This window comes from Stenotrophomonas sp. YJH_SMC_119 (assembly GCF_059368315.1).
Map to the genome: position 1 here is coordinate 176,095 of NZ_JCAFRP010000002.1, position 25,255 is coordinate 201,349.

Consider the following 25,255-nt stretch of genomic DNA (forward strand, 5'->3'; position numbering starts at 1 on the left):
CAGGTAATTAGGATGGCACGTCAGGCCGCGCCCGCCAATCGTGCGGCTTCTTCCAGGTCCACGCTGACCAGGCGGCTGACGCCCGGTTCGCGCATGGTCACGCCCGACAGCTGGTGCGCAGCCTCCATCGTCGCCTTGTTGTGGCTGACGAACAGGAACTGCACCTTCTCGCTCATTTCCTTGACCATGTTGGCCAGGCGACCGACGTTGGCTTCATCCAGCGGTGCGTCCACCTCGTCCAGCAGGCAGAACGGTGCCGGATTCAACTGGAAGATGGCGAACACCAGCGCAACTGCGGTCATCGCCTTTTCGCCGCCGGACAGCAGCGAGATGCTGGACACGCGCTTGCCCGGTGGGCGCGCCATGATGGTCACGCCGGTGTCCAGCAGGTCTTCACCGGTCAATTCCAGGTAGGCGTGGCCGCCACCGAACAGGCGCGGGTACAGCGCCTGCACGCCGGCGTTGACACGGTCGAAAGTGTCCTTGAAGCGGCCGCGGGTCTCGCGGTCGATCTTGCGGATGGCATCTTCCAGGGTTTCCAGCGCTGTAGTGAGGTCGGCGTGCTGCGAATCCAGGTAGTCCGAGCGCTGCGAGGCCTCGCCATACTCGTGGATGGCGGCCAGGTTGACCGGCTCCAGCCGGCGCATGCGGCCATCGATCTGGTGCACGGCCTGCTCCCAGTCGCCCAGGCGGGCGTCCTCGGGCAGTGCATTGAGCACGTCCTGCAGCACGAAACCGGCCTTTTCCACCGCCGCCTGCAGGGTATCCGCGCTGAGCACCAGCGCCTGCTGGTCAAGCTTGCGCTGCGAAATACGCTCACGCTGGGCCAATGCCTGTTCGTCGCGCTGGTGGCGGGTCTGCTCGTAGTTGCGCAGCTCGGCGTCGATGCCGTCCAGCAGCGTGCGCGCCTCGGTCAGCACGCGATCGGCCCGAACGCGCTCTTCCAGCGCATTCTGGTGCTCGGCCTGCAGCGCTTCGACCGGCGAATCACCTTCGTCCAGCTGCGAATGCAGCTCGCCCAGTCGCGAATCCAGCTGCCCGCGCTGGGTGCCCATGCGCTCCAGCGCCTGGCTCAACGAGGCCAGCTGCGCACGCTGCGATTCCAGGGTCAGGGCCAGCGAGTGCGCGCGCTCGCGTACCGCACGGGCGGCGTCGCGGGCCAGGTCACGCGCCTCTGTCAGCTGGCGGCGCTCGCCCTCCAGCCGCTGCCGGGTCGATTCCAGGTCGCCCATGCTGCTGACCGCGTTCTCCAACCGCGAGCGCGCTTCACGCGCTTGTTCGTTGTTGGCTTCAATGGTTTCCTGCAGCTGCTTCAGCTCGCCTTCGATGCGATCGATGCGCGTGCGCGCTGCCTCCACCTTGCCCTGCTGGCCCTGCAGCTGGCCGGCCAGTTCGGACACCGCACGATGGGCCTGGTACAGCGCGCGCTGCGCGTCTTCGCGCTGCTGTTCGGCAGCCTGCAGCTGCTCTCGGAAGCCGGCCAGCTGTTCTTCCAGTTCGGCCTCGCGGTCCTGCAGCTGCTCGATCTGCTCACGCAGCTCCTGGATCTCACGTTCGCGCAGCAGCGCGCCCTGCGCGGCGGCACCGGAGCGCGATACACGCAGCCAGCCCTGGCCCAGGCGCTCGCCACTCTGGGTGATGATCGAATCGCCTTCCGGAAGGCTGGCCTGCAGCACCTTGGCCTCGGACAGATCCCTGGCACCGTGCAGGTGCGCCAGCAGGCGCCGGATCGCTGCCGGGCCACGCACGCGTGCAGCCAGCGAGGTCGGCGCGACCTTCAGGTCCGCGCCATCGTTGGCGACCAGCGCAATGTGGCCCTCGCCCAGTTCGCCCAGCGCGTCGACCAGGCTGGCCGGGTCATCGACCAGCACGCCTTCGATCAACTGGCCGAGCGCGCTTTCCACCGCGTTTTCCCAACCGGCATCGACATCCAGGCGTTCGCCGACACGCGCCGCCGAGTCCAGCCCACGCGCCTTCAGCCAGGCCACGGCAGCACCCTGCTCCTGGCCCAGCGCGGCCTGCTGCAGGGTTTCCAGCGAAGCCAGGCGACCGCGCAGGCCATTGGCCTGCTTGCGCAGTTCGGCCAGTTCGTTCTGGCCATTGCGCTGCTGTTCCTGCACCGCCGCCACGCCCTGCTTGCGCAGCTCGACGTCTTCGCTCAGTTCATCCAGCGCGGTCTTCTGCGTGTCGTGCTGCAGGTGCAGCTGCTCGAAGGCTTCTTCCAGCGCATCCACGTCCAGCCCGGCGCGCTCGGCGGCCAGGGCTTCACGACGCCGGTCGGCATCGAGGATCTGTTTGTCCAGGTAGTCCACGCGCGTGCGCTCGACGTCGCCGGCGCGCGAGGCTTCCGAACTCTGCGAGGTGTGCTGTTCCCAACGCTGCTGCCAGCTGGCCAGCCGGTCTTCAGCCTCGCGCAGGCTTTCCTGCTTTATCTCGTTTTCTTCCTGCAGTTCTTCCAGCTGCGGGGTGGCGGCCTCTACCGCCTCCCGCAGCACCCTCAGCTTGGCCTCGTCGCCACTGATGTGCTGCCCCAGTTCGGCCAGGGCCTGCTGGGTTTCGTCGCGCGCCTTGTGCAGGCGCTGCGACAGCTCGCGCTGGTGCTGGATCTGCTGCTCCAGGCGGGCCAGGGTGCTGCCGACCTGATAGACCGCCGCCTGCGCGGTGTTGAGCGCATCGGCGGCCTCTTCGCGACGCACTCGCGAGGTTTCGATGCGGGCCTCTGCGTCGCGCTGATCGGCGATCAGCTGCTGCAGCTTGGTCTCTTCCTGCGACAGGCCTTCGCGCAGCTTCGACAGGCGCCCATCGAGGCCACGGAATTCCAGCGCCTTCCACTCGGCATCCTTGATCCGGCGCTCTTCCTGCAGGGCCTGGTACTGCTCGGCCTGTCTGGCCTGGCGCTTGAGGTGTTCGAGCTGCTTGCTGATCTCGTCGCGCAGGTCACCCAGCCGGTCCAGATTCTCACGGGTGTGGCGGATGCGGGTCTCGGTCTCCTTGCGACGCTCCTTGTACTTGGAGATGCCGGCTGCCTCTTCCAGGTACACGCGCAGGTCTTCCGGGCGCGCCTCGATGATCTGGCTGATCATGCCCTGCTCGATGATCGAGTAGCTGCGCGGGCCCAGGCCGGTGCCGAGGAACAGGTCGGTGATGTCGCGGCGACGGCATTTGGTGCCGTTGAGGTAATAGTTGCTGGTGCCGTCGCGGCTGACCGTGCGCTTGACCGAGATCTCGTTGAACGAGGCGTACTCGCCGGAAATCGTGTGGTCGGAGTTGTCGAAGATCAGCTCGACCGTGGCCTGCGACACCGGCTTGCGGGCATTGGACCCGGAGAAGATCACGTCGGTCAGCGAGTCGCCACGCAGGCGGCTGGCCGAACTCTCGCCCATGACCCAGCGCACGGCGTCGATGATGTTCGACTTGCCGCAGCCATTGGGCCCCACCACGCCGGTCATGTTGGTCGGCAGGTGCAGGGTGGTCGGATCGACGAACGACTTGAAGCCGGACAGCTTGATCGTGGAAAGACGCATAGGGGTTCCGGACTGGGGCCGGCAAGCGGCCTGCGTTTACCCTCCAAGCCATTGATCCTGTTGGGATCGATGCCCGTGGAACGGGTGTGACGCCCTGAGTATACCGATGTGGACGTATTCTACGAATGGGCGTGGAACATTGCCCACCCCGTCGGACGGACCTGGCCCGACACCGCGGAACGGCGCCAAAAACAAAACGGGCACCCTTGCGGGCGCCCGTTCTGCGGTGATGCCAAGCCTTGCGGCGTGGGATCAGGCTTCGGCGACGACGACGACCTTGACGGTGGTCTCGACGTCGGCGTGCAGGTGGACCAGCACGTCGTATTCGCCGATGTTGCGGAAGGCGCCTTCGCCCAGGATGACTTCGCTCTTTTCCAGCGGCAGGCCGGCGGCGGTGAAGGCCTCGGCGATGTCGCGCGGGCCAACCGAGCCGTACAGCTTGCCTTCGGTCGAAGCGTTGGCGGCGATGGTCACGCTCGCGCCTTCCAGCTTGGCCTTGCGGCCTTCAGCGTCGGCGTGGATGGCCTGGGCCTTGGCTTCGTATTCGGCGCGCTTGGCTTCGAACTCGGCCTTGTTGCTCTCGGTGGCCGGCACGGCCTTGCCCTGCGGCACGAGGAAGTTACGGCCGTAGCCCGGCTTCACGTCGACCAGGTCGCCCAGGTTGCCGAGGTTGGTGACTTTCTGCAGGAGGATCAGCTGCATGGTATTGCTCCAGATAAGTTATTCGTTAGCGAGGCGATGCCCCGCAACAAAGGCTGTCCGAATAGCTGGCACAGCGGGGGCGGCGCCGGGCCGCCCCGCTGGCATCAGACGTCGTGGTTGTCGGTGTACGGGATCAGGGCCAGGAAGCGAGCGCGCTTGACGGCGGTCGCCAGCTGGCGCTGGTACTTCGACTTGGTACCGGTGACGCGGCTCGGCACGATCTTGCCGTTCTCGGTCAGGTACTGGCGCAGGGTGTTGAGATCCTTGTAGTCGATCTCCTTCACACCTTCAGCAGTGAACTTGCAGAACTTGCGGCGACGGAAGAACTTGGACATGGGAAGGCTCCTTAGGCGGCGGAAGCGGCGTCGTCGCCGGCTTCGTTGTCAGCGGTGTTGTTGGACTCGCCTTCTTCGTCGTCACGACGACGGCGCTCACCGCGCTCCGGCTTGTCACCCTTCTCGTCCTTGCTCTTCATGATCAGCGACTGCTCGGTGTCAGCCTCGTCACGCTTGATGACCAGGTTGCGCAGCACGGCGTCGTTGAAGCGGAAGCTCTCGGTCAGTTCGTTCAGAACGGCCTGGTCGGCTTCGATGTTCATCAGCACGTAGTGGGCCTTCACCAGGTTCTGGATCGGGTACGCCAGCTGGCGGCGGCCCCAGTCTTCCAGACGGTGGATGGTGCCGTTGCCGTTCTCGACCAGCGACTTGTAGCGCTCGATCATGGCCGGGACCTGCTCGCTCTGGTCCGGGTGGACCATGAACACGATTTCGTAATGACGACTCATGTTTTTTTCTACCTTTCGGATGTGGCCTTGCGGCCGGACAGCCCCCCGCCGTTGATACCGCGGTGGGGCAAGGATTCCCGCCGGGGAGGCAGGAAGCCGTGCATTATGGCGCAGATGGGGGTGCCGGGCAACCGGCGGGTCACAGGGCAACCTGAACCGGGGGCGCAGCCCCCATGCCGACCCAGGCTGGCCGCTACCGGAGCCCCGCACAGCCCAAGAATCCGTCTGGATTCACCCCAGGTCGACGTGAAGGCGATGCTGGCCGCATTCCAGGCACTGGAACAGGCAGCCGACCATCATCCCGTCCCGGCTCAGGTGCGCCAAGACCCAGTCGGTGTCGCGTGGATTGACTGCCGCCACATCGGGCCGGACCTGGTCGAGGATGGGCAGCAGATCGTCGCTGCCGGCGAAACCGAGGAGGGCACAGGGCCGTTCACAATGGCTCAGCCAGACCGATTGCTGCCAGGACGGGTAGCCCGGGGTGCGCTCGCAGATCTCAAGCAGCAGCTCACGGGCGATGCTCGGCGGCAGGTCGGCGGGGTCTGGCGAGACCCCTTCGATATCACTCCAGCCGGTGAATTCACCCTCGTAGCTGGCCGCCGCCCTGCCGTCGGCGATACACCAGGGGCAAAGGTAATCCGGACGCAGACGGGTGTAGAACGGCCCGCGGTAGCGCAGTGTGCGCGGCTGGCCGCAGCAGTCACAGATTCCGTCGCCCTCTTCGAAGGAGAGGGCGTAGGCGTTGGGGTGATAGGTAAAAGCCGGTCGTTCCATCCGTGGGGTCCCTGCCGAGCCCCGCGTGCCGACCAAGGTCGGCAGCTACCGGGACGCGCCGGGCCGTCAGGCCTTGTCGGCGTCGGTGGTGAAGCTCTCGCCGCAGCCACACTCGGCGGTGGCATTGGGGTTGCTGAACGTGAAGGTCTCGCTCAGGCCGTGCTTGCCGAAGTCGATCACGGTGCCGTCCACCAGCGCCAGGCTCTTGGCGTCGACATAGATCTTCACGCCGTCCTGCTCGAACACGGTATCGCCCTCGCGCTCGTCGCGTGCCAGGTCGGTGATGTGGCCCCAGCCGGAGCAACCGGTCTTGGTCACGCCGAAACGCAGGCCCAGCGCACCGGGGGTCTGGGCGACAAAGCGCTGCACGCGCTCGAAGGCAATGGGGGTCAGGCTGACGGCCATGGGGCTACTCCAGAGGTACGGGGACATTATAAGGAGCCGTTGCCGCGAAAAATGCCTCGCAAGCAGAACGCTGCAACCGGTAAACTCCCGTGTTCACAGATCGAGTCGATCAGCAGAGGATTCAAGTCATGACGGTGGTCAGCGTTGAACATGCGCTTGCCGGGAAGATCCCGGAAGGCGGCGAAGTCACGGTACGCGGATGGGTGCGCACGGTGCGCGGTTCAGCGAATCTGGCCTTCGTGAATGTGAGCGACGGCTCCTGCTTCGCCCCGATCCAGGTCGTGGCCGGCGACAGCCTGGCCAACTTCGACGAGATCAAGCGCCTGACCAGCGGCTGCTCGGTCATCGCCACCGGCACCCTGGTGAAGTCGCAGGGCAAGGGCCAGTCGTTCGAGATCCAGGCCAGTGCAGTGGAAGTGGTCGGCTGGGTCGAAGACCCGCTCACCTACCCGATCCAGCCCAAGCCGATGTCGCCGGAGTTCCTGCGCGAAGTGGCGCACCTGCGCCCGCGCACCAACCTGTTCGGCGCGGTCACCCGCATCCGCAACTGCCTGGCCCAGGCCGTGCACCGTTTCTTCCACGAGAACGGCTTCAACTGGATCAGCACCCCGATCATCACCACCTCCGACGCCGAAGGCGCCGGCCAGATGTTCCGCGTGTCCACCCTGGACGTGGTGAACCTGCCGCGCGATGAGAAGGGCGCGATCGATTTCAGCCGCGACTTCTTCGGCAAGGAAACCTTCCTGACCGTGTCCGGCCAGCTGAACGTCGAGGCCTACTGCCTGGCGCTGAGCAAGGTCTACACCTTCGGCCCGACCTTCCGCGCCGAGAACAGCCACACCACCCGCCACCTGGCGGAGTTCTGGATGATCGAGCCGGAAATCGCCTTCGCCGACCTGGCCGAAGACGCACGCCTGGCCGAAGAGTTCCTGAAGTACCTGTTCCGTGCGGTGCTGAACGAGCGCAGCGACGACCTGGCCTTCATCGCCGAGCGCGTGGACAAGAACGCGATCACCAAGCTGGAAGACTTCATCAACGCACCGTTCGAGCGCATCGACTACACCGACGCGGTCAGCCTGCTGCAGAAGTCCGGCAGGAAGTTCGACTTCCCGGTCGAATGGGGCCTGGACCTGCAGACCGAGCACGAGCGCTGGCTGACCGAGGAACACGTCGGCCGCCCGGTGGTGGTGACCAACTATCCGGAGCACATCAAGGCCTTCTACATGCGCCTGAACGACGACGGCAAGACCGTTGCCGCGATGGACGTGCTGGCCCCTGGCATCGGCGAGATCATCGGCGGCAGCCAGCGCGAAGAGCGCCTGGACGTGCTGGACGCGCGCATGGCCCAGTTCGGCCTGGATCGCGAGCACTACAGCTGGTACCGCGATTTCCGCCGCTATGGCTCGGTGCCGCACGCCGGCTTCGGCCTGGGCTTCGAGCGCCTGGTGGTGTACGTCTGCGGGCTGTCCAACATCCGCGATGCGATCCCCTACCCGCGCGCCCCGGGCAGCGCGGACTTCTAAGCCCCATACGACCACGGAGGTACTGCCCCCATGACCCTGTTCTTCGCCCTCTGTTTCGTCGGCGTTGCAGTGGCCGGGTTCAGTGCCTTCGTGATCTTCTGGCCGCTGACCCTGGTGCACGTGCGCGACCGCCATCCGGCGCTCGCCGCGCGCTTCGGCAGCGGCGCCTTCCTCAAGCCCGATGCCCTGGCCTGGCTGCTGCGCCGCGACTATCGGCAGCAACCGGACCGCTCGCTGTCCGGGCTGGCGACACCGGCCTGGGTATCGCTGCTGACCCTGCTGGCCGGACTGGGCATGGCCGCCCTGCTCTGGCTGGCCTCGCTCTGGTAATACGCTCATGAACGACATCACCGCCTCGCGCGACAGCTGGTGGCTGGCCAGCCTCGGCAACACCCTGATCTGGGCGCGCCTGCGCGTTCGCCCGGCCGGCACCGCCGAAGTGCTCGACAGCGATGGCAACACGCTGAGCTACGACAGCGAAGACACCGCCCGTTCGCAGTTGTTCGACGCCGAGTTCGTCGAGTACGACGGCCTGGACGAGGAGGACGCACTGGTGCGCGGCTTCAGCCTGCACGAAGTGCAGCCGCCGCAGGCCGACAGCGACGAGGGTCTGCGTGGCCGCATGGTCCAGTCGCTGGGCGGGCGCGCCTGACCCCTGCATGTTCACCCCGCGCGCCTTCGCCGAGACCGACCTGCTCTGGCTGGACCGCCTGCTGGCACGCGACCCGTTCGTCACCGTGCTCACCCCCGGCAGCGATGGCCTGCCGGAGCTGACCCGGATGCCGGTGCTGTACCGGCGTGACGGCGACCAGATCGAACTGCGCGGCCACTGGGCCCGCGCCAACCCGCAGTCGCGCCACAGCGGCGCGGCCAAGGTACTGGTCGATGGCCCACACGGCTACGTCTCGGCCAGCTGGTATCCGGACAAGGAGCCCGCCGCGCGGGTACCCACCTGGAACTACGCCGCTGCCGAGCTGCGTGGCCAGCTGCAGACCTTCGACGACGCTGATGCGCTGGCCGAACTGGTCGGCGCGATCAGCGACCGCTTCGAAGCCAGCGTCGGCCAGGCCTGGCGGTTCGATGCCGCGCGCGCCGAACACGGCCCGGAGCTGCGCGCCATCGTCGGCTTCCGCTTCCAGGTGGAACACGTGCAGCTGAAGCTGAAACTCAGCCAGAACCATCCCGACGCCAACCAGCAGGCCGTGATCGCCGCACTGGAAGCGCTCGCCTCCCCGTCCTCCCATGAGCTGGCGCAGTGGATGCGCTGGCACCGTGAACAGTCCGCCTCCAGCGGCTGATCACCCCAGCTTCCCGCGACGGCGCGACCAGAACGGCCGCGCCTTGCCCCCACCCGACGCCAGGGATACCGCACATGAAAGACATCCACCGCCTGCTGCAGAACAACCGCGACTGGGCCGACCGCATCGCCAAGGAAGACCCTGAGTTCTTCCAGCAGCTGTCCAAGCAGCAGCATCCGGAATACCTGTGGATCGGCTGCTCCGACTCGCGGGTGCCGGCCAACCAGATCATCGGCATGGCCCCGGGTGAAGTGTTCGTGCACCGCAACGTCGCCAACGTGGTCGCGCACACCGACCTGAACTGCCTGAGCGTGGTGCAGTACGCGGTGGACCAGTTGAAGGTGAAGCACATCCTGATCGTCGGCCACTACGGCTGCGGCGGCGTGCACGCCTGCCTGCACAATACCCGCGTCGGCCTGGCCGACAACTGGCTGCGCCATGTCGGCGACGTGGTGCAGAAGCACCAGAGCATCCTCGATGCGATCGAGGATGACGAGCTGAAGCATGCCCGCCTGTGCGAACTGAACGTGATCGAGCAGGTCGCCAACCTGTGCCGTTCGACCATCGTCGAGGACGCCTGGGCGCGCGGGCAGAAGCTGATGGTGCACGGCTGGGTCTACAGCCTGAAGAACGGCCGGGTCAGCGAAATGGGCATCGATGTCGGTGGACCGGAAGAGCTGAAGCCAGCCTATGAAAAGGCACTGTCCTACGTGCCCCGCCAGGGCCGGCGCGACTGACCTCACTACGGACCACGACCATGCTCGCCTCGCCGATCAACCTGCACGCCTGGATCGAAGAAAACCGCCACCTGCTGAAGCCGCCGGTGGGCAACAAGATGATCGACAACGGCGACTTCATCGTGATGGTCGTGGGCGGGCCGAATTCGCGCACCGACTATCACTACGACGAAGGCCCGGAGTGGTTCTACCAGCTCGAGGGCGAGATGGTGCTGAAGGTGCAGGAGGACGGCGCGGTGCGCGACATTCCGATCCGCGCCGGCGAGATCTTCCTGTTGCCGGCCAGGGTGCCGCACTCGCCGCGGCGCCCGCCCGGCGGCATCGGCCTGGTGGTCGAGCGCAAGCGCCTGCCGCACGAGAAGGACGGCGTGATCTGGCATTGCGAACGCTGCAACCACAAGCTGCACGAAGAGTTCTTCCCGCTGCAGAACATCGAGACCGACCTGCCCAAGGTGTTCGCGCGCTATCACGCCAGCCTGGAGCTGCGTACCTGCAGCCAGTGCGGGCACGTGGATCCGCTGCCGGTGCCGGCGGCGGGCTGACGCCCACACCGGTAGGCGCCCACTTTGGTGGGCGCATGGATCCACGCGCGCCAACCAAGGTGGGCCACTACCAGAAAACGCGGCGCTCGAAGCGTGGCCGCGTCTACCGGGCCATGCCCCAGGCGCTACACTGGCGGTCCCGTTGCAGCCTGTTGCCCGACCATGTCCGACCTGCTCAGCCGCACCCACGCCATTGCCCTGGACGCCGCCGATCCGCTGCGCCCGCTGCGTAACGAATTCCTGATTCCGCGCCATGGCGGTGGCGAGCAGACCTACTTCGTCGGCAACTCGCTGGGCCTGCAGCCGCGTGGCGCCCAGGCCGCGGTGCAGGAAGTGATGAAGCAATGGGGCGAGCTGGCGGTGGAAGGCCACTTCACCGGCCCGACGCAGTGGCTGTCCTACCACCGTCTGGTGAGCGCGCAGCTGGCCCGCGTGGTCGGTGCACTGCCCAGCGAAGTGGTGGCGATGAACACGCTGAGCGTGAACCTGCACCTGATGATGGTCAGCTTCTACCGACCGACCGCGCAGCGCCCGGTGATCCTGATGGAAGCCGGTGCGTTCCCGACCGACCGACACGCGGTCGAAGCGCAGATCCGTTTCCACGGGTTCGACCCGGCCGAGTGCCTGGTGGAAGTGCAACCGGACGAAGCCAACGGAACGATCACGCTCACCGCGATCGAGCGCGCCATCGCCGAACACGGTCCGCGCCTTGCACTGGTGCTGTGGCCCGGCGTGCAGTACCGCACCGGCCAGGCCTTCGACCTCGATGCAATCACCCGTGCTGCCCGCCTGCAGGGCGCGCGCATCGGCTTCGACCTGGCGCACTCGGTCGGCAACCTGCCGCTGCGCCTGCATGACGTCGCACCCGATTTCGCCGTGTGGTGCCACTACAAATACCTCAACAGCGGCCCGGGTGCGGTGGCCGGCGCGTTCGTGCACGAGCGCCATCACCGCGACACCACGCTGCCGCGCTTTGCCGGCTGGTGGGGCCATGAGGAAGCCACCCGCTTCCAGATGGCACCGCAGTTCACCCCCGCCATCGGTGCCGAAGGCTGGCAGCTCAGCAATCCGCCGATCCTCGGCCTGGCGCCGCTGCGCGCGTCGCTGGACCTGTTCGAGCGCGCCGGCATGGAGGCACTGCGCAGCAAGTCGCTGGCGTTGACCGGCATGCTCGAAGCGCTTGTACGTGCACGCCTGTCCGGCGTGCTCGACATCATCACCCCGGCCGAGCCGCAGCGCCGCGGCTGCCAGCTGTCATTGCGCGTGATCGGTGGCCGCGAGCGCGGTCGTGCGCTGTTCGAGCACCTGCGCGGCATCGGCGTGCTCGGCGACTGGCGCGAGCCGGACGTGATCCGCATCTCGCCCACCCCGCTCTACAACCGCTACCTGGACGTGCACCACTTCGTCGAGGAAGTGGAAGCCTGGGCCGGCCTCTGAGCCGGTCCCTCCCCTACTGCTGGACAGTTCGTTGATCGCACATGCTTCCCGCTCGTTGAGCATTATCGGTGCCGGCCTCGCCGGGTCGCTGCTGGCCATCCTGCTGTCACGCCAGGGCTGGCGCATCACCCTGTACGAACGCCGTGGCGATCCACGCGTGGCCGACTACGAGAGCGGCCGCTCGATCAACCTGGCGCTGGCCGAGCGTGGGCGCAATGCGCTGCGCCAGGCCGGTGTGGAAGACGAGGTCATGGCGCGCGCGGTGATGATGCGCGGACGCATGGTGCATCCGCGCGAAGGCGAAGCGCAGCTGCAGCGCTATGGCCGCGACGACAGCGAAGTGATCTGGTCGATCCATCGCAGCGACCTCAACACCACGCTGCTGGAACTGGCCGAACAGGCTGGCGCGACCGTACACTTCCACCGCCGCCTGCACACTGTCGATTTCGACGCCGGCTACGCACGCTTCATCGACGACCGCGACGACAGCCCGCATGACATCCGCTTCGACACCCTGATCGGTGCCGATGGTGCAGGCTCGGCCCTGCGCGCGGCGATGAACCGGCGGGCGCCGCTGGGCGAGGACATCGCGTTCCTCGATCACTCCTACAAGGAGCTGGAAATTCCGCCGGCCGACGATGGCAGCTTCCGCATCGAGCGCAACGCGCTGCATATCTGGCCGCGCGGCCATTACATGTGCATCGCCCTGCCCAATCACGAAGGCACCTTCACCGTCACTTTGTTCCTGCCCAACCAGGGCGATCCCAGCTTCGCCACGATCAATACCGGCGCGCAGGCCGAGGCGCTGTTCGCGCGCGAGTTCGCCGACACCCTGCCACTGATCCCGAACCTGCGCGCAGACTGGGAACAGCACCCGCCGGGCCTGCTTGGCACGCTGACGCTCGATCGCTGGCACCAGCAGGGCCGTGCCGTGCTGATCGGCGACGCCGCGCATGCGATGGTGCCGTTCCACGGCCAGGGCATGAACTGCGCGTTCGAGGACTGCGTTGCACTGGCCCGCCACCTGATGGAGGCCGATGATCTGGAAGGTGCGTTCGCCGCGTTCGAAGCCGAGCGCAAGCCGAATGCACGTGCCATCCAGCAGATGGCGCTGGAGAACTACCTGGAAATGCGCGACCGCGTCGCCGACCCTGCATTCCTGCTGCAGCGCGAACTGGAACAGGAACTGCAGCGGCGCTGGCCGACCCGCTTCGTGCCGCACTACACGATGGTCACCTTCCTGCACACGCCGTACGCCGAGGCGCTGCGCCGCACCGAACTGCAACGCGACATGCTGGTGGCCGCCACCGCCGGCCATGATTCACTGGACAACATCGACTGGGCCGCGCTGGAAGCGCAGATCCACGCGCAGCTGCCGGTCCTGGAGGGCGCGCACTGATGGCTGACAGCTTCCTGTTCTACGATCTGGAAACCTTCGGCCAGGACCCGCGGCGCACGCGCATCTCGCAGTTCGCCGCCATCCGAACCGACGCCGATCTCAACGAAATCGACACCCCGGTCAGCTTCTTCGTGCGCCCGGCCGATGATCTGCTGCCCTCGCCGATGGCCACCCTGGTTACCGGCATCACCCCGCAGCAGGCACTGGCCGAGGGCATCAGCGAGGCCGAGGCCTTCGACCGCATCAACGAGCAGCTGTCGCGCCCCGGCACCTGCGCGCTGGGCTACAACACGCTGCGCTTCGACGATGAGTTCGTCCGCTACGGGCTGTTCCGCAACTTCCACGACCCGTACGAACGCGAGTGGCGCAACGGTAATTCGCGCTGGGACCTGCTGGACATGCTGCGGCTGATGCGCGCGATGCGCCCGGACGGCATCCAGTGGCCGCTGCGCGAGGATGGCGCCACCTCGTTCAAGCTCGAACATCTGGCCGAAGCCAACCACGTGCGCGAAGGCGATGCACACGAAGCACTGTCCGACGTGCGCGCCACCATCGGCATGGCGCGGCTGTTCAAGCAGTCGCAACCACGCCTGTGGGACTACGCCCTGAAGCTGCGCGACAAGCGTTTCGTCGGCGGCCTGCTGGACGTGGCCGCGATGAAGCCGGTGCTGCACATTTCCATGCGCTACCCGGCCAGCCGCCTGTGCGCGGCACCGGTGCTGCCGTTGGCCGTGCACCCGACCATCAACAACCGGGTGATCGTGTTCGACCTGGAAGGCGAGATCGACGATCTGCTGGAGCTGCCGGCGGAGGTGATCGCACAGCGCCTGTACATGCGTGCCAGCGAGCTGCCCGAAGGCGTGGCACGGGTACCTCTGAAGGAAGTGCATCTGAACAAGGTGCCGGCGCTGATCGCCTGGAACCACCTGCGCGCCGATGACCACGCGCGCCTCGGCCTGGATGTGGCTGCGATCGAAGCCAAGGTGGAACGCCTGCGCGCGTTCGCCCCGCAGCTGGCCGAGAAGGCCCGGCAGGTCTACAACCAGCCCCGCGCCGCCACCGTGGCCGACGTCGATGCCTCGCTGTACGACGGCTTCCTCGGCAACGGTGACAAGCCGCTGCTTGCGCTTGCACGCACCACTGCGCCCGAGCAGCTGGCCGCGCTGGAAGGTCGCTTCCGCGACCCGCGCCTGCCGGAGCTGCTGTTCCGCTACCGCGCGCGCAATCATCCCGACAGCCTCGCGCCGCCTGAACGCCAGCGCTGGCAGGATTACCGCCGCCAGCGCCTGCTCGGAGACGGCGGCCTGGGCGAACTCAACCTGCCCCAGTACCAGCAGCAGCTGGATGCACTGGCCGCCGAAGCGCCCGATGACACCCGGCGCCAGGCCCTGCTGCAATCGCTGCGCGACTGGGGCCAGCACCTGCAGGAGACGCTGTGAGCACTTATTTCTCGGACGCCAGCTTCAAGTTCCTGCGCAGCCTTGCGCGGCACAACGACAAGGCCTGGTTCAACGATCACCGCCAGCAGTACGAAGACCACGTGCGGCAGCCGTTCCTGCGCCTGCTGGGCGACCTGCAGCCGGCGCTGGCCGAGGTCAGCGAGCACTTCCGCGCCGATACCCGTGGCGTCGGTGGTTCGCTGTTCCGCATCCATCGTGACGCGCGTTTTTCCAACGACAAGTCGCCGTACAAGACCTGGCAGGGTGCACGCCTGTTCCATGAGCGCCGCCGCGAAGTGGCCGCGCCCTCGTTCTACGTGCACCTGCAGCCGGGCGAGAGTTTCGTCGGCGCTGGCCTGTGGCATCCGGAACCGGAAACCCAGCGCCGCGTACGCCACTTCATCCTCGACAATCCGGGCAGCTGGAAGGCCGCCGCGCATGCACCGGCCCTGCGCAAACGCTTCGATTTCGAGGAGAGCGAAAAGCTGGTGCGGCCCCCGCGTGGCTTCCCGGCCGACTTCGAGTTCATCGACGACCTCAAGCACCGCAACTGGGTGATGTGGCGCTCGCTGGACGATGCCACCATGACCGGCCCGCGCCTGCTGTCCACGCTGGGCAAGGACCTGGCTGGGCTCGGCCCGTTCGTTGACTACCTGTGCGCGGCGCTGGACCTGGAGTTCTGAGCCGCATCACCTGCCGTTCACCACTGGCTGCCTCACTTGCGGCAGTCTGGACAGCATGAAGAAGCTCACTGCACTGGCTGTGCTGCTGGTCCTGGCCTTGGCTGCGTGGTGGTTCGGCGGCCCGTACATGGCCGTGCGTGGCCTGTCCAAGGCCATCGAAGAACGCGACACGGCGCGACTGGAACGCTATGTCGATTTCCCTCGCGTGCGCAGCAGCCTGCGCGCCCAGCTCAACGACTATCTGGTACGCCAGGCCGGCCCGGATGTAGCGGCCAGCCCGTTCGGCGCCCTGCTGTACGGCCTCGGCGACCAGCTCGGCGGTGCAGCGGTGGAGACCATGGTGACCCCGACCGGGATCGGCGCAATGCTGCAGGGCCACGTGCTGTGGAAGCGCGGCCGCAATGAACTGCAGGGCGGTGATGCCTTCGGCGCGACCGAGCCGGCACGGCCATTGAAGAACGCCGAGCATCACTTCGAAGCGCTGGACCGCTTCGTGATCGACGTCGATCGCGGCCCCGACCAGCCGCCGATGAAAGTGGTGCTGGAACCGCAGGGCCTGCGCTGGAAGGTGGTGGATCTGCAGTTGGGGATGTCGGCCACCCCGTGACGGGTCATGCCCTTCGACGGTGCTGCTTTCGGTAGATGCCCACCTTGGTGGGCATGGATCCAGGACGGCGCCAACCAAGGTTGGCGACTACCGCGGTACAGCGCTCTGGTAGCTGCCCACCTTGGTGGGCGTCGATGCATGGCAGTGCCAACCAATGGCTGGCACCCACCCGGCATGGTCTCACCCCTCGTTGGCGACACCGTGCGGTACGTGGCCGGCGGCCACGTGTTCGCGCGCACTGTCGATGTTGTGCTGCGAATCATCGAAGAAGATGTCGGCACCGAACGCCTGCAGGAACGGCCCCTTGTGGCGGCCGCCGAGGAACAGCGCTTCGTCGAGGCGCACTCCCCACTCGCGCAGGGTGCGGATTACGCGCTCATGCGCCGGTGCCGAGCGTGCGGTCACCAGCGCAGTGCGGATCGGCGCGCTCTCGCCCGCCGGGAACACTTCCTGCAGCGTATGCAGGGCCGACAGGAAACCGCGGAATGGGCCGCCGCTGAGGGGTTCGCGGGCCCGTTCACGCTCGTGCCGGCCAAACGCCTCCACGCCCTGCTCGCGCGAGATGCGCTCGCTCTCGTCACCGAAGATCACTGCGTCACCGTCGAAGGCGATGCGCAACTGGCCGGCCGGGCGACCGGTATCGATCTGGTCGGCCGCCGCGGCGGCGGTTTCGCCAGGCGGCTTGGGCAGGATGGTCGCCGCGGCGATGCCGTGGCGCAGCGCGCTGCGCACCGATTCCGGGTTGGCTGACAGGAACAGGTCGGTGCCGAACGGCTTCACATACGGCCAGGTCGGCTCGCCGGCGGTGAACGTTGCACGGATGATGCCCAGGCCGTAGTGCTGGATCGAATTGAAGATGCGCAGGCCGGTATCGGCCGAGTTGCGCGACAGCAGGATCACCTCGACGCGAGGATTCTCCGGGCTGGCCCCCTGGTTCAAAGCCAGCAGCTTGCGCACCACCGGGAAGGCCACGCCGGGGCCGAGGATGTCGTCCTCGTGCTGGCGCTGGAATTCGGCATAGGCCGCCACGCCATCGCTCTCGAACAGCGCGTGGCTTTCCTCGAGGTCGAACAGCGCGCGCGAGGTCACCGCGACGGTCAGCAAACGGGGGGAGTTGTCGCCCATCGGTGGGGGTCCTTCAAGCGGTCGGCACGGCCGGCTGCCCATTGTCCTCAAAAAACGAACTGTTCGCTCAGGATCCGGTCTTCCAGGTTGTGCTCCGGGTCGAACAGCAGGGTCACGCGGCGGTCCTTCGACTCACGGATGGTCACCTCGACCACGTCGCGGGTCTCGTGCGAATCGGCAGTCACGCTGACCGGGCGCTTGTACGGATCGAGCACGCGGAAGCGCACTTCGGTATCAGCCTTCAGGATCGCGCCGCGCCAGCGCCGCGGCCGGTACGGGGCCAACGGCGTCAGCGCGATGGTGTGCGAGCCCAGCGGCAGCACCGGACCATGCGCGGAATAGTTGTAGGCGGTACTGCCGGCCGGGGTGGCCACCAGCACGCCGTCGCCGATCAGTTCGGCCACGCGCTCCTGGCCGTTGAGGTCGATGCCAATATGCGCGGCCTGCCGGGTCTGGCGCAGGAGCGAAACGTCGTTGTAGGCCAGCGAGCCGGTACTGGTGCCGGACTCGGTCAGCGCCACCATTTCCAGCGGGCGCAGGTTGGCCGGTTCTGCGCGTGCGATGCGGGCCTGCACGTCGTCGTCTCCACGGTACTGGTTCATCAGGAAGCCGACCGTGCCCAGCTTCATGCCGAACACCGGCTTGCCCAGGTGCCCATGCCGATGCAGGGTCTGCAGCATGAAGCCGTCGCCCCCCAGCGGGCACAGCACGTCGGCCTGCTCCGGCGCGTGATCGCCATAACGCGAGATCATCGCCGCGCGGGCCATCTGCGCGGGCTCGGCGGTGCTGGCCAGGAAAGCGATGCGGGGGGTGTCGCTCATCGGTGGATCCGGGGGGAAGGCATGAGGAAGAGCATAACCGAGCGCCGGGGGTTGAACCCCGCTGGGCGGATGACCGGCCCGTCCGCCGGGACACGCCGTAAACCCATCCATGGGGGCTCGGTCGCGCCATCCATGGCGCTCACGGTCCCGGCGGACGGGCCGGTCATCCACCTGGCAGGTTCACGGCCGGCGTCGGGTCAGATGGTCGCAAAGGTCAAGGGCAGAAACAAAACGGCCCCGCTTTCGCGGGGCCGTTCCGGTTCACGCATGCCAGGCATGGCCTGGCACTACTTCACTTACGCGCCGTGTGCCGCCAGCTGGCCCAGGCGCTGCACCGCGACCGAAACGGTCGGGTAGTCCAGGGTCTTCTGCTCGGCCAGTTCGGCCAGCATCGCCAGGGTGAAGCGCAGGCTGTTGTCGTCACGGCCCATCCAGGCTGCGACCTTGGCTTCCGCGCTGCTGCCCTTGGTGCCCAGCACCTGGCCGGCCAGGTTGCGGTGGTTGGCGGCCAGCTCGTCACGCAGCACGCCACGTGCCACGGCGTGCCAACGACCGTTGACCTCCAGCGCATCGACCTGCTCGAACAGCCACGGCAGCTGCAGGGCATCGCCCAGGCGGAAGTGGACCTTGGACACGTCCACCGGCTTCAGCTTGCGGGTGCGGGCCAGTTCGATGATGTCGAACGCCGGCTCCAGGAAGTGCAGTTCGGCCAGCTGCTGCGCCAGCGCGGACGGCAGGCCCTTTTCCTTCCACTCGGCCACCAGGGCTTCGTAGGTCGGACGCTGCGAATCCGGCAGCACACCCGAGGCAACGCGGATGTCGTTGAACGGACCCTGGTAGCGGTTGACCGCTTCAGTGATGCCCGGCATCGCGCCCGGGCGCGACAGCAGCCAACGCACGAACGAACGCTGCAGCTTCCAGATAACTTCCAGCGCGTCGATCTGCACCGACTCCGGCACCTTGCCGTCGAGTGCATCGATCTGCGCCCACAGCGCGCGCGCATCCAGCGTTTCGCGGCTGATGGTGTAGGCCTTGGCGACTTCGGCGATGGAACGGCCGGTGTCTTCCTGCATGCGCATCAGGAAGGTGGCGCCCATGCGGTTGATGGTCTGGTTGGTCACGGCCGTGGCGATGATTTCGCGCTTCAGGCGGTGACGCTCCATCGCGTCGGCGTACTTCTTCTGCAGCGGGGTCGGGAAGTAACGCTGCAGTTCCTTGGACAGGTACGGATCTTCCGGGATGTCCGATTCCAGCAGCTGGGCGAACGCCACCAGCTTCGAGTAGGACAGCAGCACCGACAGTTCCGGGCGGGTCAGGCCCTGGCCGCGTGCCTTGCGCTGGGACAGCTCGGCGTCGGACGGCAGGAACTCGATCTGGCGATCCAGCAGGCCCTGCTGTTCCAGGGTACGGATGAAGTGCTGCTTGGAACCCAGGCGCTTGACCGCCATCCGCTCCATCAGGCTCAGCGCCTGGTTCTGGCGGTAGTTGTCATTGAGCACCAGCTCGGCGACTTCATCGGTCATCGAGGCCAGCAGCTTGTTGCGCTGCTCGACGGTCAGCTTCTTGGCCCGCACCACATCGTTGAGCAGGATCTTGATGTTGACTTCGTGGTCGGAGGTGTCCACACCGGCCGAGTTGTCGATGAAGTCGGTGTTGAGCAGCACGCCGGCCTGGGCGGCTTCGATGCGGCCCAGCTGGGTCATGCCCAGGTTGCCGCCCTCGCCCACCACCTTGCAGCGCAGCTCGCCACCGTTCACGCGCAGGGCGTTGTTGGCGCGGTCGCCGACATCGCTGTGCTGCTCGCTGGCAGCCTTCACGTAGGTACCGATGCCGCCGTTCCACAGCAGGTCGACCGGTGCCTTCAGGATCGCGCTCATCAGATCGTTCGGCGACAGCGCCTTGACGTTGTCATCCAGGCCCAGCGCTTCACGCACCTGCGGGGTGATCTCGATCGACTTCAGGCTGCGCGGGTACACGCCGCCGCCCTTGCTGATCAGCTTGGCGTCGTAGTCCGCCCAGCTCGAACGCGGCACGGTGAACAGGCGCTCACGTTCGACGAACGTGGTGGCCGCATCCGGGTTCGGGTCCAGGAAGATGTGGCGGTGGTCGAAGGCAGCGACCAGGCGGATGTGGCGCGACAGCAGCATGCCGTTGCCGAACACGTCGCCGGACATGTCGCCGACGCCGACCGCAGTGAAGTCCTGGGTCTGGCTGTCACGGCCCAGCGCACGGAAGTGGCGCTTGACCGATTCCCACGCACCGCGTGCGGTGATGCCCATGCCCTTGTGGTCATAGCCAACCGAACCACCGGAGGCGAACGCATCGCCCATCCAGAAGCCGTGCGCGATGGCCAGGCCGTTGGCGATGTCGGAGAAGGTCGCGGTGCCCTTGTCGGCGGCCACCACCAGGTACGGATCGTCCATGTCGTGGCGCACGACATCCACCGGCGGCACGATCTTGTTGTTGACGATGTTGTCGGTGATGTCCAGCAGGCCCTGGATGAACAGCTTGTAGCAGGCCACGCCGTTGGCGAAGATCGCGTCGCGGTCGCCGTTCACCGGCGGGGTCTTGGCGAAGAAGCCGCCCTTCGCGCCGACCGGCACGATTACGGTGTTCTTGACCATCTGAGCCTTGACCAGGCCCAGCACTTCGGTACGGAAGTCTTCGCGACGGTCCGACCAGCGCAGGCCGCCACGGGCGACCGCGCCGAAGCGCAGGTGGGTACCTTCCACGCGCGGGCCGTAGACGAAGATCTCGCGGTACGGGCGCGGCTTCGGCAGGTCCGGCACCAGCGCCGAATCAAACTTGAAGCTGATGACATGGCCGTGCTGGCCGTTGGCATCGGTCTGGTAGTAGCTGGTGCGCAGGGTCGCGTCGATCACGCCCATGAACGAGCGCAGGATGCGGTCCTCGTCCAGACTGGACACACGGTCCATCAGCTTCAGCAGCGCATCGCGCGCGGCCTGCATCTGCGCGTCGCGGTCACCCTTGCGGGCGTCGACCACGGTCTTGAGCACCTTCAGGGTGGCGTCGTCGCCAGCAGCCAGCACATCGAAGTGGGCCTTCAGCTGGGCCTGGCCGGCGGCGATGTCGTCCTTGCTCTCGTGGCCGGTAGCCGGATCGAAGCGCGCTTCGAACAGCTCGACCAGCAGTCGGGCCAGCAGCGGGTAGCGCGCGAAGGTGCCTTCCACGTAGGCCTGCGAGAACGGCACGCCGGTCTGCAGCAGGTACTTGCAGTAGCCACGCAGCATGGCGACCTGGCGCCAGTGCAGGCCGGCAGCCAGCACCAGGCGGTTGAAGCCGTCGTTCTCGGCATCGCCGTGCCAGACGCGGGCAAAGGTCTCGCCGAAGGCTTCATCGACGCTGGCGGCATCGATCGCGCCGGCGGTCGATTCGACCTCGAAGTCCTGCACGTACACCGGGGCGTTGTCGACCGACAGGCGGTACGGACGCTCGGCGATCACGCGCAGGCCCATGTTTTCCATCATCGGCAGCGCGTCCGACAGCGGGATGTCGTCCAGCTGGCGATACAGCTTCAGGCGCAGGCCATCACCGCTTTCGCGCGGCACGGCCTGCAGGCTCAGGCGCAGGTCGTCCGGGCCGGTCAGGGCATCAAGCTGGCTGACATCGTTGGCTGCAACCGCGGTGCTGTTGTCTTCGATGTAGCCGGCCGGCAGCGCCTTGCCGATACGCGCGGCGATGCGCAGGCCTTCGGTCTCGCCGTGGCGGGCCACCAGCGCTTCGCGCAGGTCGTCCTGCCAGTTGCGCAGCACCTGGGCCAGCTTCTGCTCCAGTTCGGCGGTATCAACGTCGAGCATTTCACCCGGCTTCGGGCGCACGATCAGGTGCACCTGGGCCAGCGGCGATTCGCCCAGCACCACCGAGCTGTCGACGTACTCGCCGTGCAGCGCGTCCTTCAGCATCGCTTCGATGCGCAGGCGCACGTCGGTGTTGAAGCGCTCACGCGGCAGGTAGACCAGCGCGGAGATGAAACGGCTGTACTTGTCGCGGCGCAGGAACAGGCGGCTGCGCACGCGTTCCTGCAGGCCCAGCACGCCCATCGCGGTGCGGAACAGTTCGTCCTCGCTGGACTGGAACAGTTCTTCGCGCGGCAGGGTTTCCAGGATGTGGCGCAGGGCCTTGCCACTGTGGCTGGCCGGGGCCAGGCCCGACTGCTTCATCACGTGCTCGTGGCGCTGGCGCACCAGCGGGATCTCCCACGGGCGACGGTTGTAGGCGCTGGAGGTGAACAGGCCAAGGAAGCGCTGCTCGCCGATGATCTTGCCCTTGGCGTCGAATTCCAGCACGCCGATGTAGTCCATGTAGCCGGCGCGGTGCACGCGCGAGCGGGCATTGGTCTTGGTCAGGATCAGCGCGTCCTTCAGGCCGGACGTGGCGTTCAGGCCCTGCGCGGCCAGGGTCTTGACCGGGCGGGCCGCGGACTTGTCCTTGCCGCGCATCAGGCCCAGGCCGGTGTCGTTCAGCGGCGCCAGTACGTCTTCCTTGCCCTGCTTCTCGACGCGGTACTCGCGGTAGCCGAAGAAGGTGAAGTGGTTGTCGGCGGCCCAGCGCAGGAACTCCTGTGCTTCCTTGCGCGATGCATCGTCGACTGGCAGCTGGCGCTTGCCCAGGTCGTCGGCCAGCGCCAACGCCTTGTCCTTCATCGGCTGCCAGTCGCGCACGATCGCGCGCACTTCGTCCAGCGCCTTGTTGATGGCCTGTTCGATGGCGGCCATGGCTTCGGCCGGCTGGCGGTCGATCTCCAGCAGCATCACCGACTCGGCATCACCCTCGCCGACCTTGACCAGCTTGCCGGCCTTGTCGCGGGTGAAGCGCAGCACCGGGTGGCCCAGCACGTGGACGCCCACGCCCTGCTCGGCCAGCGACATGGTGACCGTATCCACGAGGAACGGCATGTCATCGTTGACGATCTGCAGAACGGTGTGCGGCGATTCCCAACCGTTGGCCTTCGCGGTCGGATTGAACACGCGGACGTTGGCCTTGCCGGCCTTGCGGGCACGCGCGAATTCCAGCGTCTCAGCCGCGAGAGCGGCCCACTCTTCAGCGCTGTGGTGCGGGAACTCGTCCGATTCCATGCGCTTGTAGAAGTCAGTGGCAAAGGCCACTGCTTCGGCCTGTGCGGCCGCGGGGTAGCGCTTGCGCAAGGCCGTGTACACCGGCTCCAGGGAGAAACCAGCGGTCACTGCGACCTCCGACTCTGCTGGTTTCGTCTTGTTCTTCACGGTCTTGGCTGCGGTTTTTTGCGGTTTCATGGCAGAGCGATGCGCTTGCTCAGTTGGGAAAATGAAATTGTAGCCCTACCGCGCGAAAAGGCCTTGCTGCAGGACGGAATAAGCAGATTCGGGTTTGCTGCGGTTCAAACGCCTATTCAGTTCGCACCGGTATGGTGCTGGCGCCTGTTTCAGCACTGCCGACAGGATCGGCAAAACGTGTTACCGGAAGACACACGCGGCGACGCCGATGCGATTCCACAATCCTGAACTGGACGGTATAGTCCACCGCGTGAACCCGGCCTACCTCCCCGTTGCCCTCGATGCACGCGATGAGCGTGTGTTCGACGCCGTACGCGAACTGCTGGCCCAGCAGGGCATGCAGATGAGCATGGAGGCGGTGGCCCAGCACGCCGGCTGCTCCAAGCAGACCCTGTACTCGCGCTACGGCAGCAAGCAGGAACTGCTGCGCCGGGTGATGCAGCGCCACGTCGGCCACGCCACCGGCGCCATGGTTCGTGCACTCCGCACTGACGACCTGCGTGCCAGCCTGCTCCAGTTCGCCACCGACTTCCTGGAGCACTTCAACCAACCGCACGTGGGCCAGGCCTGCCGGCTGATCGCCGCCGACGCGGCCCAGTTTCCCGAAGAGGCGCGTACGCTGTACCGGCACGGAGCCGGCGCACTGACGCTTCATCTTGCTGAATGGATTGAAACCGTTTGCATGCGTGGCCAGCTCCGGCATGACGACCCGCACTTCATGGCCGAACTGCTGCTGAGCATGATTGCCGGTCAGGATTTCGACAAACAGCGTTTCCATACCCCCCATCGTGATGACGCGCGGCTGCGTCGGCGCTGGGCAGAGTTCTCCGTCGACAGCTTCCTGCGCGCCTTCGCGCCTCAGCCGTCGCCGGCCCCGTCTTCAAACCAACCCCGGAGTTCCTCCTGATGACCGCCCCACTCCGCACCCTTGCCTTGACGTGCGCCGTTGCTGTCGCGCTGGCTGCCTGCAAGAAGCCGGAACAGCAGACGCCCCCGCCGCCGGAGGTGGGCGTGATCGACGCCAAGCCGCAGACCCTGCCGCTGCAGCGCGAGCTGGTCGGTCGCCTGTCGCCGTTCCGCAGCGCCGACGTGCGTGCGCGCGTGCCGGGCGTGCTGCTCAAGCGCGTCTACCAGGAAGGCTCGCAGGTCAAGCAGGGCCAGACCCTGTTCCTGATCGACCCGGCGCCGCTGCGTGCCTCGCTCAACGCCTCCGAAGCACAGCTGGCATCGGCCCGCGCGACCTACGCCAACGCCAAGGTGGCCGCCGACCGTGCACGTTCGCTGGCGCCGCAGCAGTTCGTCTCCAAGTCCGACCTGGACAACGCTGAATCGGCCGAGCGTACCGCGCTGGCGGCGGTCAAGCAGGCCGAAGCAGCGGTGACTTCCTCGCGCATCAGCCTGGGCTACACCGAAGTAGCCGCACCGATCAGCGGCGTGGCCAACAAGCAGCAGGTCACCGAAGGCGCGCTGGTCGGCCAGGGCGATGTGACCCTGCTGACCACCGTCGACCAGCTCGACCCGCTGTACGTGAACTTCTCGCTGAGCGTGGACGAGCTGACCCAGCTGCGCGCGCAACAGGCCAAGGGCGCGCTGGCGCTGTCGGGCGACGGCAAGGCCACGGTGAACGTCAAGCTGGCCGATGGCAGCACCTACAGCGAGCCGGGCACCCTGGACTTCTCCTCGACCACGGTCGACCCGGCCACCGGTGCGGTGTCGTTGCGCGCGTTGCTGCCGAACCCACAGCAGATCCTGCTGCCGGGCGCCTTCGTCAGCTTCCAGGCCAACCTGGGCGAACGCAACAATGCCTTCCTGGTACCGCAGCAGGCCCTGCTGCGCGACACCACGGGCGGCTACGTGATGGTGGTCGGCGCCGACGGCAAGGTCGCGCGCAAGAACGTGAAGACCGATGGCGCGCAGAACGGCAACTGGCTGGTCAGCGACGGCCTGGCCGCCGGCGACAAGGTGATCGTGGCCGGCGTGCAGAAGGTCAAGGAAGGTGCACCGGCGGTGGCCAAGCCGTGGACCCCGGGGCAGGACGCCAACGGCAAGCCGGCCGCAGGCGGCGCCGCTCCGGCGGGCACCGCACCGGCTGCTGGCAAGGCACCGGCCGACGCGGCCAAGCCCGAGCAGGCCGATGCGGCCAAGCCGGCCGCCACCGATTCGAACAAGCAGTAACGGGAAC

Annotated in this window: 22 protein-coding genes; 13 read left to right on the top strand and 9 right to left on the bottom strand. The window is 66.9% G+C overall.

The genetic code is table 11. The features are described from left to right. Positions 1 to 20: 20 nt before the first annotated feature. The 6 genes from smc to AC5P6S_RS05150 all read right to left on the bottom strand — a co-directional run bounded on the left by smc (position 21) and on the right by AC5P6S_RS05150 (position 6,189). Entirely contained in the window at positions 21 to 3,524 is a 3,504-nt protein-coding gene (smc, locus tag AC5P6S_RS05125) for a chromosome segregation protein SMC (RefSeq protein ID WP_099481440.1), read from the bottom strand. 252 nt (positions 3,525 to 3,776) lie between these two features. Next, complete coding sequence (gene rplI, locus AC5P6S_RS05130) at positions 3,777 to 4,226, bottom strand: 50S ribosomal protein L9 (RefSeq protein WP_005410227.1); 450 nt, start codon at positions 4,224 to 4,226, stop codon at positions 3,777 to 3,779. 104 nt (positions 4,227 to 4,330) lie between these two features. Further along, positions 4,331 to 4,561 (bottom strand): 30S ribosomal protein S18, encoded by a 231-nt coding sequence (gene rpsR / locus AC5P6S_RS05135; RefSeq protein ID WP_002804494.1) that lies wholly within the window; start codon positions 4,559 to 4,561, stop codon positions 4,331 to 4,333. 11 nt (positions 4,562 to 4,572) lie between these two features. After that, a complete protein-coding gene (rpsF, locus tag AC5P6S_RS05140) occupies positions 4,573 to 5,010 on the bottom strand; it encodes a 30S ribosomal protein S6 (RefSeq protein WP_005410228.1) in 438 nt (145 codons plus the stop codon). Positions 5,011 to 5,241: 231 nt separating this feature from the next. Next, complete coding sequence (locus tag AC5P6S_RS05145) at positions 5,242 to 5,784, bottom strand: CbrC family protein (RefSeq protein WP_495204503.1); 543 nt, start codon at positions 5,782 to 5,784, stop codon at positions 5,242 to 5,244. A 66-nt stretch (positions 5,785 to 5,850) separates the two neighbouring features. Continuing rightward, the gene (locus tag AC5P6S_RS05150; RefSeq protein WP_005410230.1) at positions 5,851 to 6,189 is read right to left on the bottom strand and encodes a HesB/IscA family protein; all 339 of its coding nucleotides are present in this window, start codon (positions 6,187 to 6,189) and stop codon (positions 5,851 to 5,853) included. A 128-nt stretch (positions 6,190 to 6,317) separates the two neighbouring features. Here AC5P6S_RS05150 and asnS point away from each other — a divergent pair, with 128 nt between their 5' ends. From asnS to AC5P6S_RS05205, 11 genes are all read left to right on the top strand, one after another. Next, the gene (gene asnS, locus AC5P6S_RS05155; protein ID WP_495204504.1) at positions 6,318 to 7,712 is read left to right on the top strand and encodes an asparagine--tRNA ligase; all 1,395 of its coding nucleotides are present in this window, start codon (positions 6,318 to 6,320) and stop codon (positions 7,710 to 7,712) included. A gap of 30 nt (positions 7,713 to 7,742) precedes the next feature. Next, complete coding sequence (locus AC5P6S_RS05160; protein WP_005410232.1) at positions 7,743 to 8,042, top strand: hypothetical protein; 300 nt, start codon at positions 7,743 to 7,745, stop codon at positions 8,040 to 8,042. Between the two features lie 7 nt (positions 8,043 to 8,049). Continuing rightward, positions 8,050 to 8,364, top strand: a complete 315-nt coding sequence (locus tag AC5P6S_RS05165; protein WP_005410233.1) for a hypothetical protein — start codon at positions 8,050 to 8,052, stop codon at positions 8,362 to 8,364. Positions 8,365 to 8,371: 7 nt separating this feature from the next. Then, positions 8,372 to 9,010, top strand: coding sequence for an FMN-binding negative transcriptional regulator (locus AC5P6S_RS05170; RefSeq protein WP_049448997.1), 639 nt, complete (start codon positions 8,372 to 8,374; stop codon positions 9,008 to 9,010). A gap of 74 nt (positions 9,011 to 9,084) precedes the next feature. Next, positions 9,085 to 9,747, top strand: a complete 663-nt coding sequence (can, locus tag AC5P6S_RS05175) for a carbonate dehydratase (protein ID WP_005410235.1) — start codon at positions 9,085 to 9,087, stop codon at positions 9,745 to 9,747. 20 nt (positions 9,748 to 9,767) lie between these two features. Next, positions 9,768 to 10,289: a 3-hydroxyanthranilate 3,4-dioxygenase gene (locus AC5P6S_RS05180; protein ID WP_005413911.1), complete on the top strand. Its 522-nt coding sequence runs from the start codon at positions 9,768 to 9,770 to the stop codon at positions 10,287 to 10,289. Between the two features lie 162 nt (positions 10,290 to 10,451). Then, positions 10,452 to 11,726, top strand: a complete 1,275-nt coding sequence (gene kynU, locus AC5P6S_RS05185) for a kynureninase (RefSeq protein ID WP_062607377.1) — start codon at positions 10,452 to 10,454, stop codon at positions 11,724 to 11,726. A gap of 31 nt (positions 11,727 to 11,757) precedes the next feature. Beyond that, a complete protein-coding gene (locus AC5P6S_RS05190; RefSeq protein ID WP_062607379.1) occupies positions 11,758 to 13,125 on the top strand; it encodes an FAD-dependent oxidoreductase in 1,368 nt (455 codons plus the stop codon). Continuing rightward, complete coding sequence (gene sbcB / locus AC5P6S_RS05195; RefSeq protein WP_012480766.1) at positions 13,125 to 14,564, top strand: exodeoxyribonuclease I; 1,440 nt, start codon at positions 13,125 to 13,127, stop codon at positions 14,562 to 14,564. Before AC5P6S_RS05190 ends, sbcB begins: the two co-directional genes overlap by 1 nt. After that, the gene (locus AC5P6S_RS05200) at positions 14,561 to 15,247 is read left to right on the top strand and encodes a DUF2461 domain-containing protein (protein WP_005410240.1); all 687 of its coding nucleotides are present in this window, start codon (positions 14,561 to 14,563) and stop codon (positions 15,245 to 15,247) included. Before sbcB ends, AC5P6S_RS05200 begins: the two co-directional genes overlap by 4 nt. Before the next feature lie 55 nt (positions 15,248 to 15,302). After that, positions 15,303 to 15,854, top strand: coding sequence for a DUF2939 domain-containing protein (locus tag AC5P6S_RS05205; protein WP_012480767.1), 552 nt, complete (start codon positions 15,303 to 15,305; stop codon positions 15,852 to 15,854). Between the two features lie 180 nt (positions 15,855 to 16,034). Here the strand turns inward: AC5P6S_RS05205 and AC5P6S_RS05210 are convergent, their stop codons facing one another. From AC5P6S_RS05210 to AC5P6S_RS05220, 3 genes are all read right to left on the bottom strand, one after another. Beyond that, positions 16,035 to 16,979, bottom strand: a complete 945-nt coding sequence (locus AC5P6S_RS05210) for a 5'-nucleotidase (RefSeq protein ID WP_005410242.1) — start codon at positions 16,977 to 16,979, stop codon at positions 16,035 to 16,037. 47 nt (positions 16,980 to 17,026) lie between these two features. Beyond that, positions 17,027 to 17,800 carry an NAD kinase gene (locus tag AC5P6S_RS05215; protein ID WP_005410243.1) on the bottom strand — a complete coding sequence of 258 codons (774 nt, stop codon included), beginning with the start codon at positions 17,798 to 17,800 and terminating at the stop codon, positions 17,027 to 17,029. Between the two features lie 296 nt (positions 17,801 to 18,096). Beyond that, positions 18,097 to 23,073, bottom strand: a complete 4,977-nt coding sequence (locus tag AC5P6S_RS05220) for an NAD-glutamate dehydrogenase (protein WP_044570577.1) — start codon at positions 23,071 to 23,073, stop codon at positions 18,097 to 18,099. Between the two features lie 250 nt (positions 23,074 to 23,323). On the opposite strand from AC5P6S_RS05220, the gene AC5P6S_RS05225 reads away from it, so the two are divergent. Beyond that, entirely contained in the window at positions 23,324 to 23,980 is a 657-nt protein-coding gene (locus tag AC5P6S_RS05225) for a TetR/AcrR family transcriptional regulator (RefSeq protein ID WP_005410245.1), read from the top strand. Next, positions 23,980 to 25,248 carry an efflux RND transporter periplasmic adaptor subunit gene (locus tag AC5P6S_RS05230; protein WP_495204505.1) on the top strand — a complete coding sequence of 423 codons (1,269 nt, stop codon included), beginning with the start codon at positions 23,980 to 23,982 and terminating at the stop codon, positions 25,246 to 25,248. The genes AC5P6S_RS05225 and AC5P6S_RS05230 overlap by 1 nt, the downstream gene beginning before the upstream one ends. Positions 25,249 to 25,255: the final 7 nt, after the last annotated feature.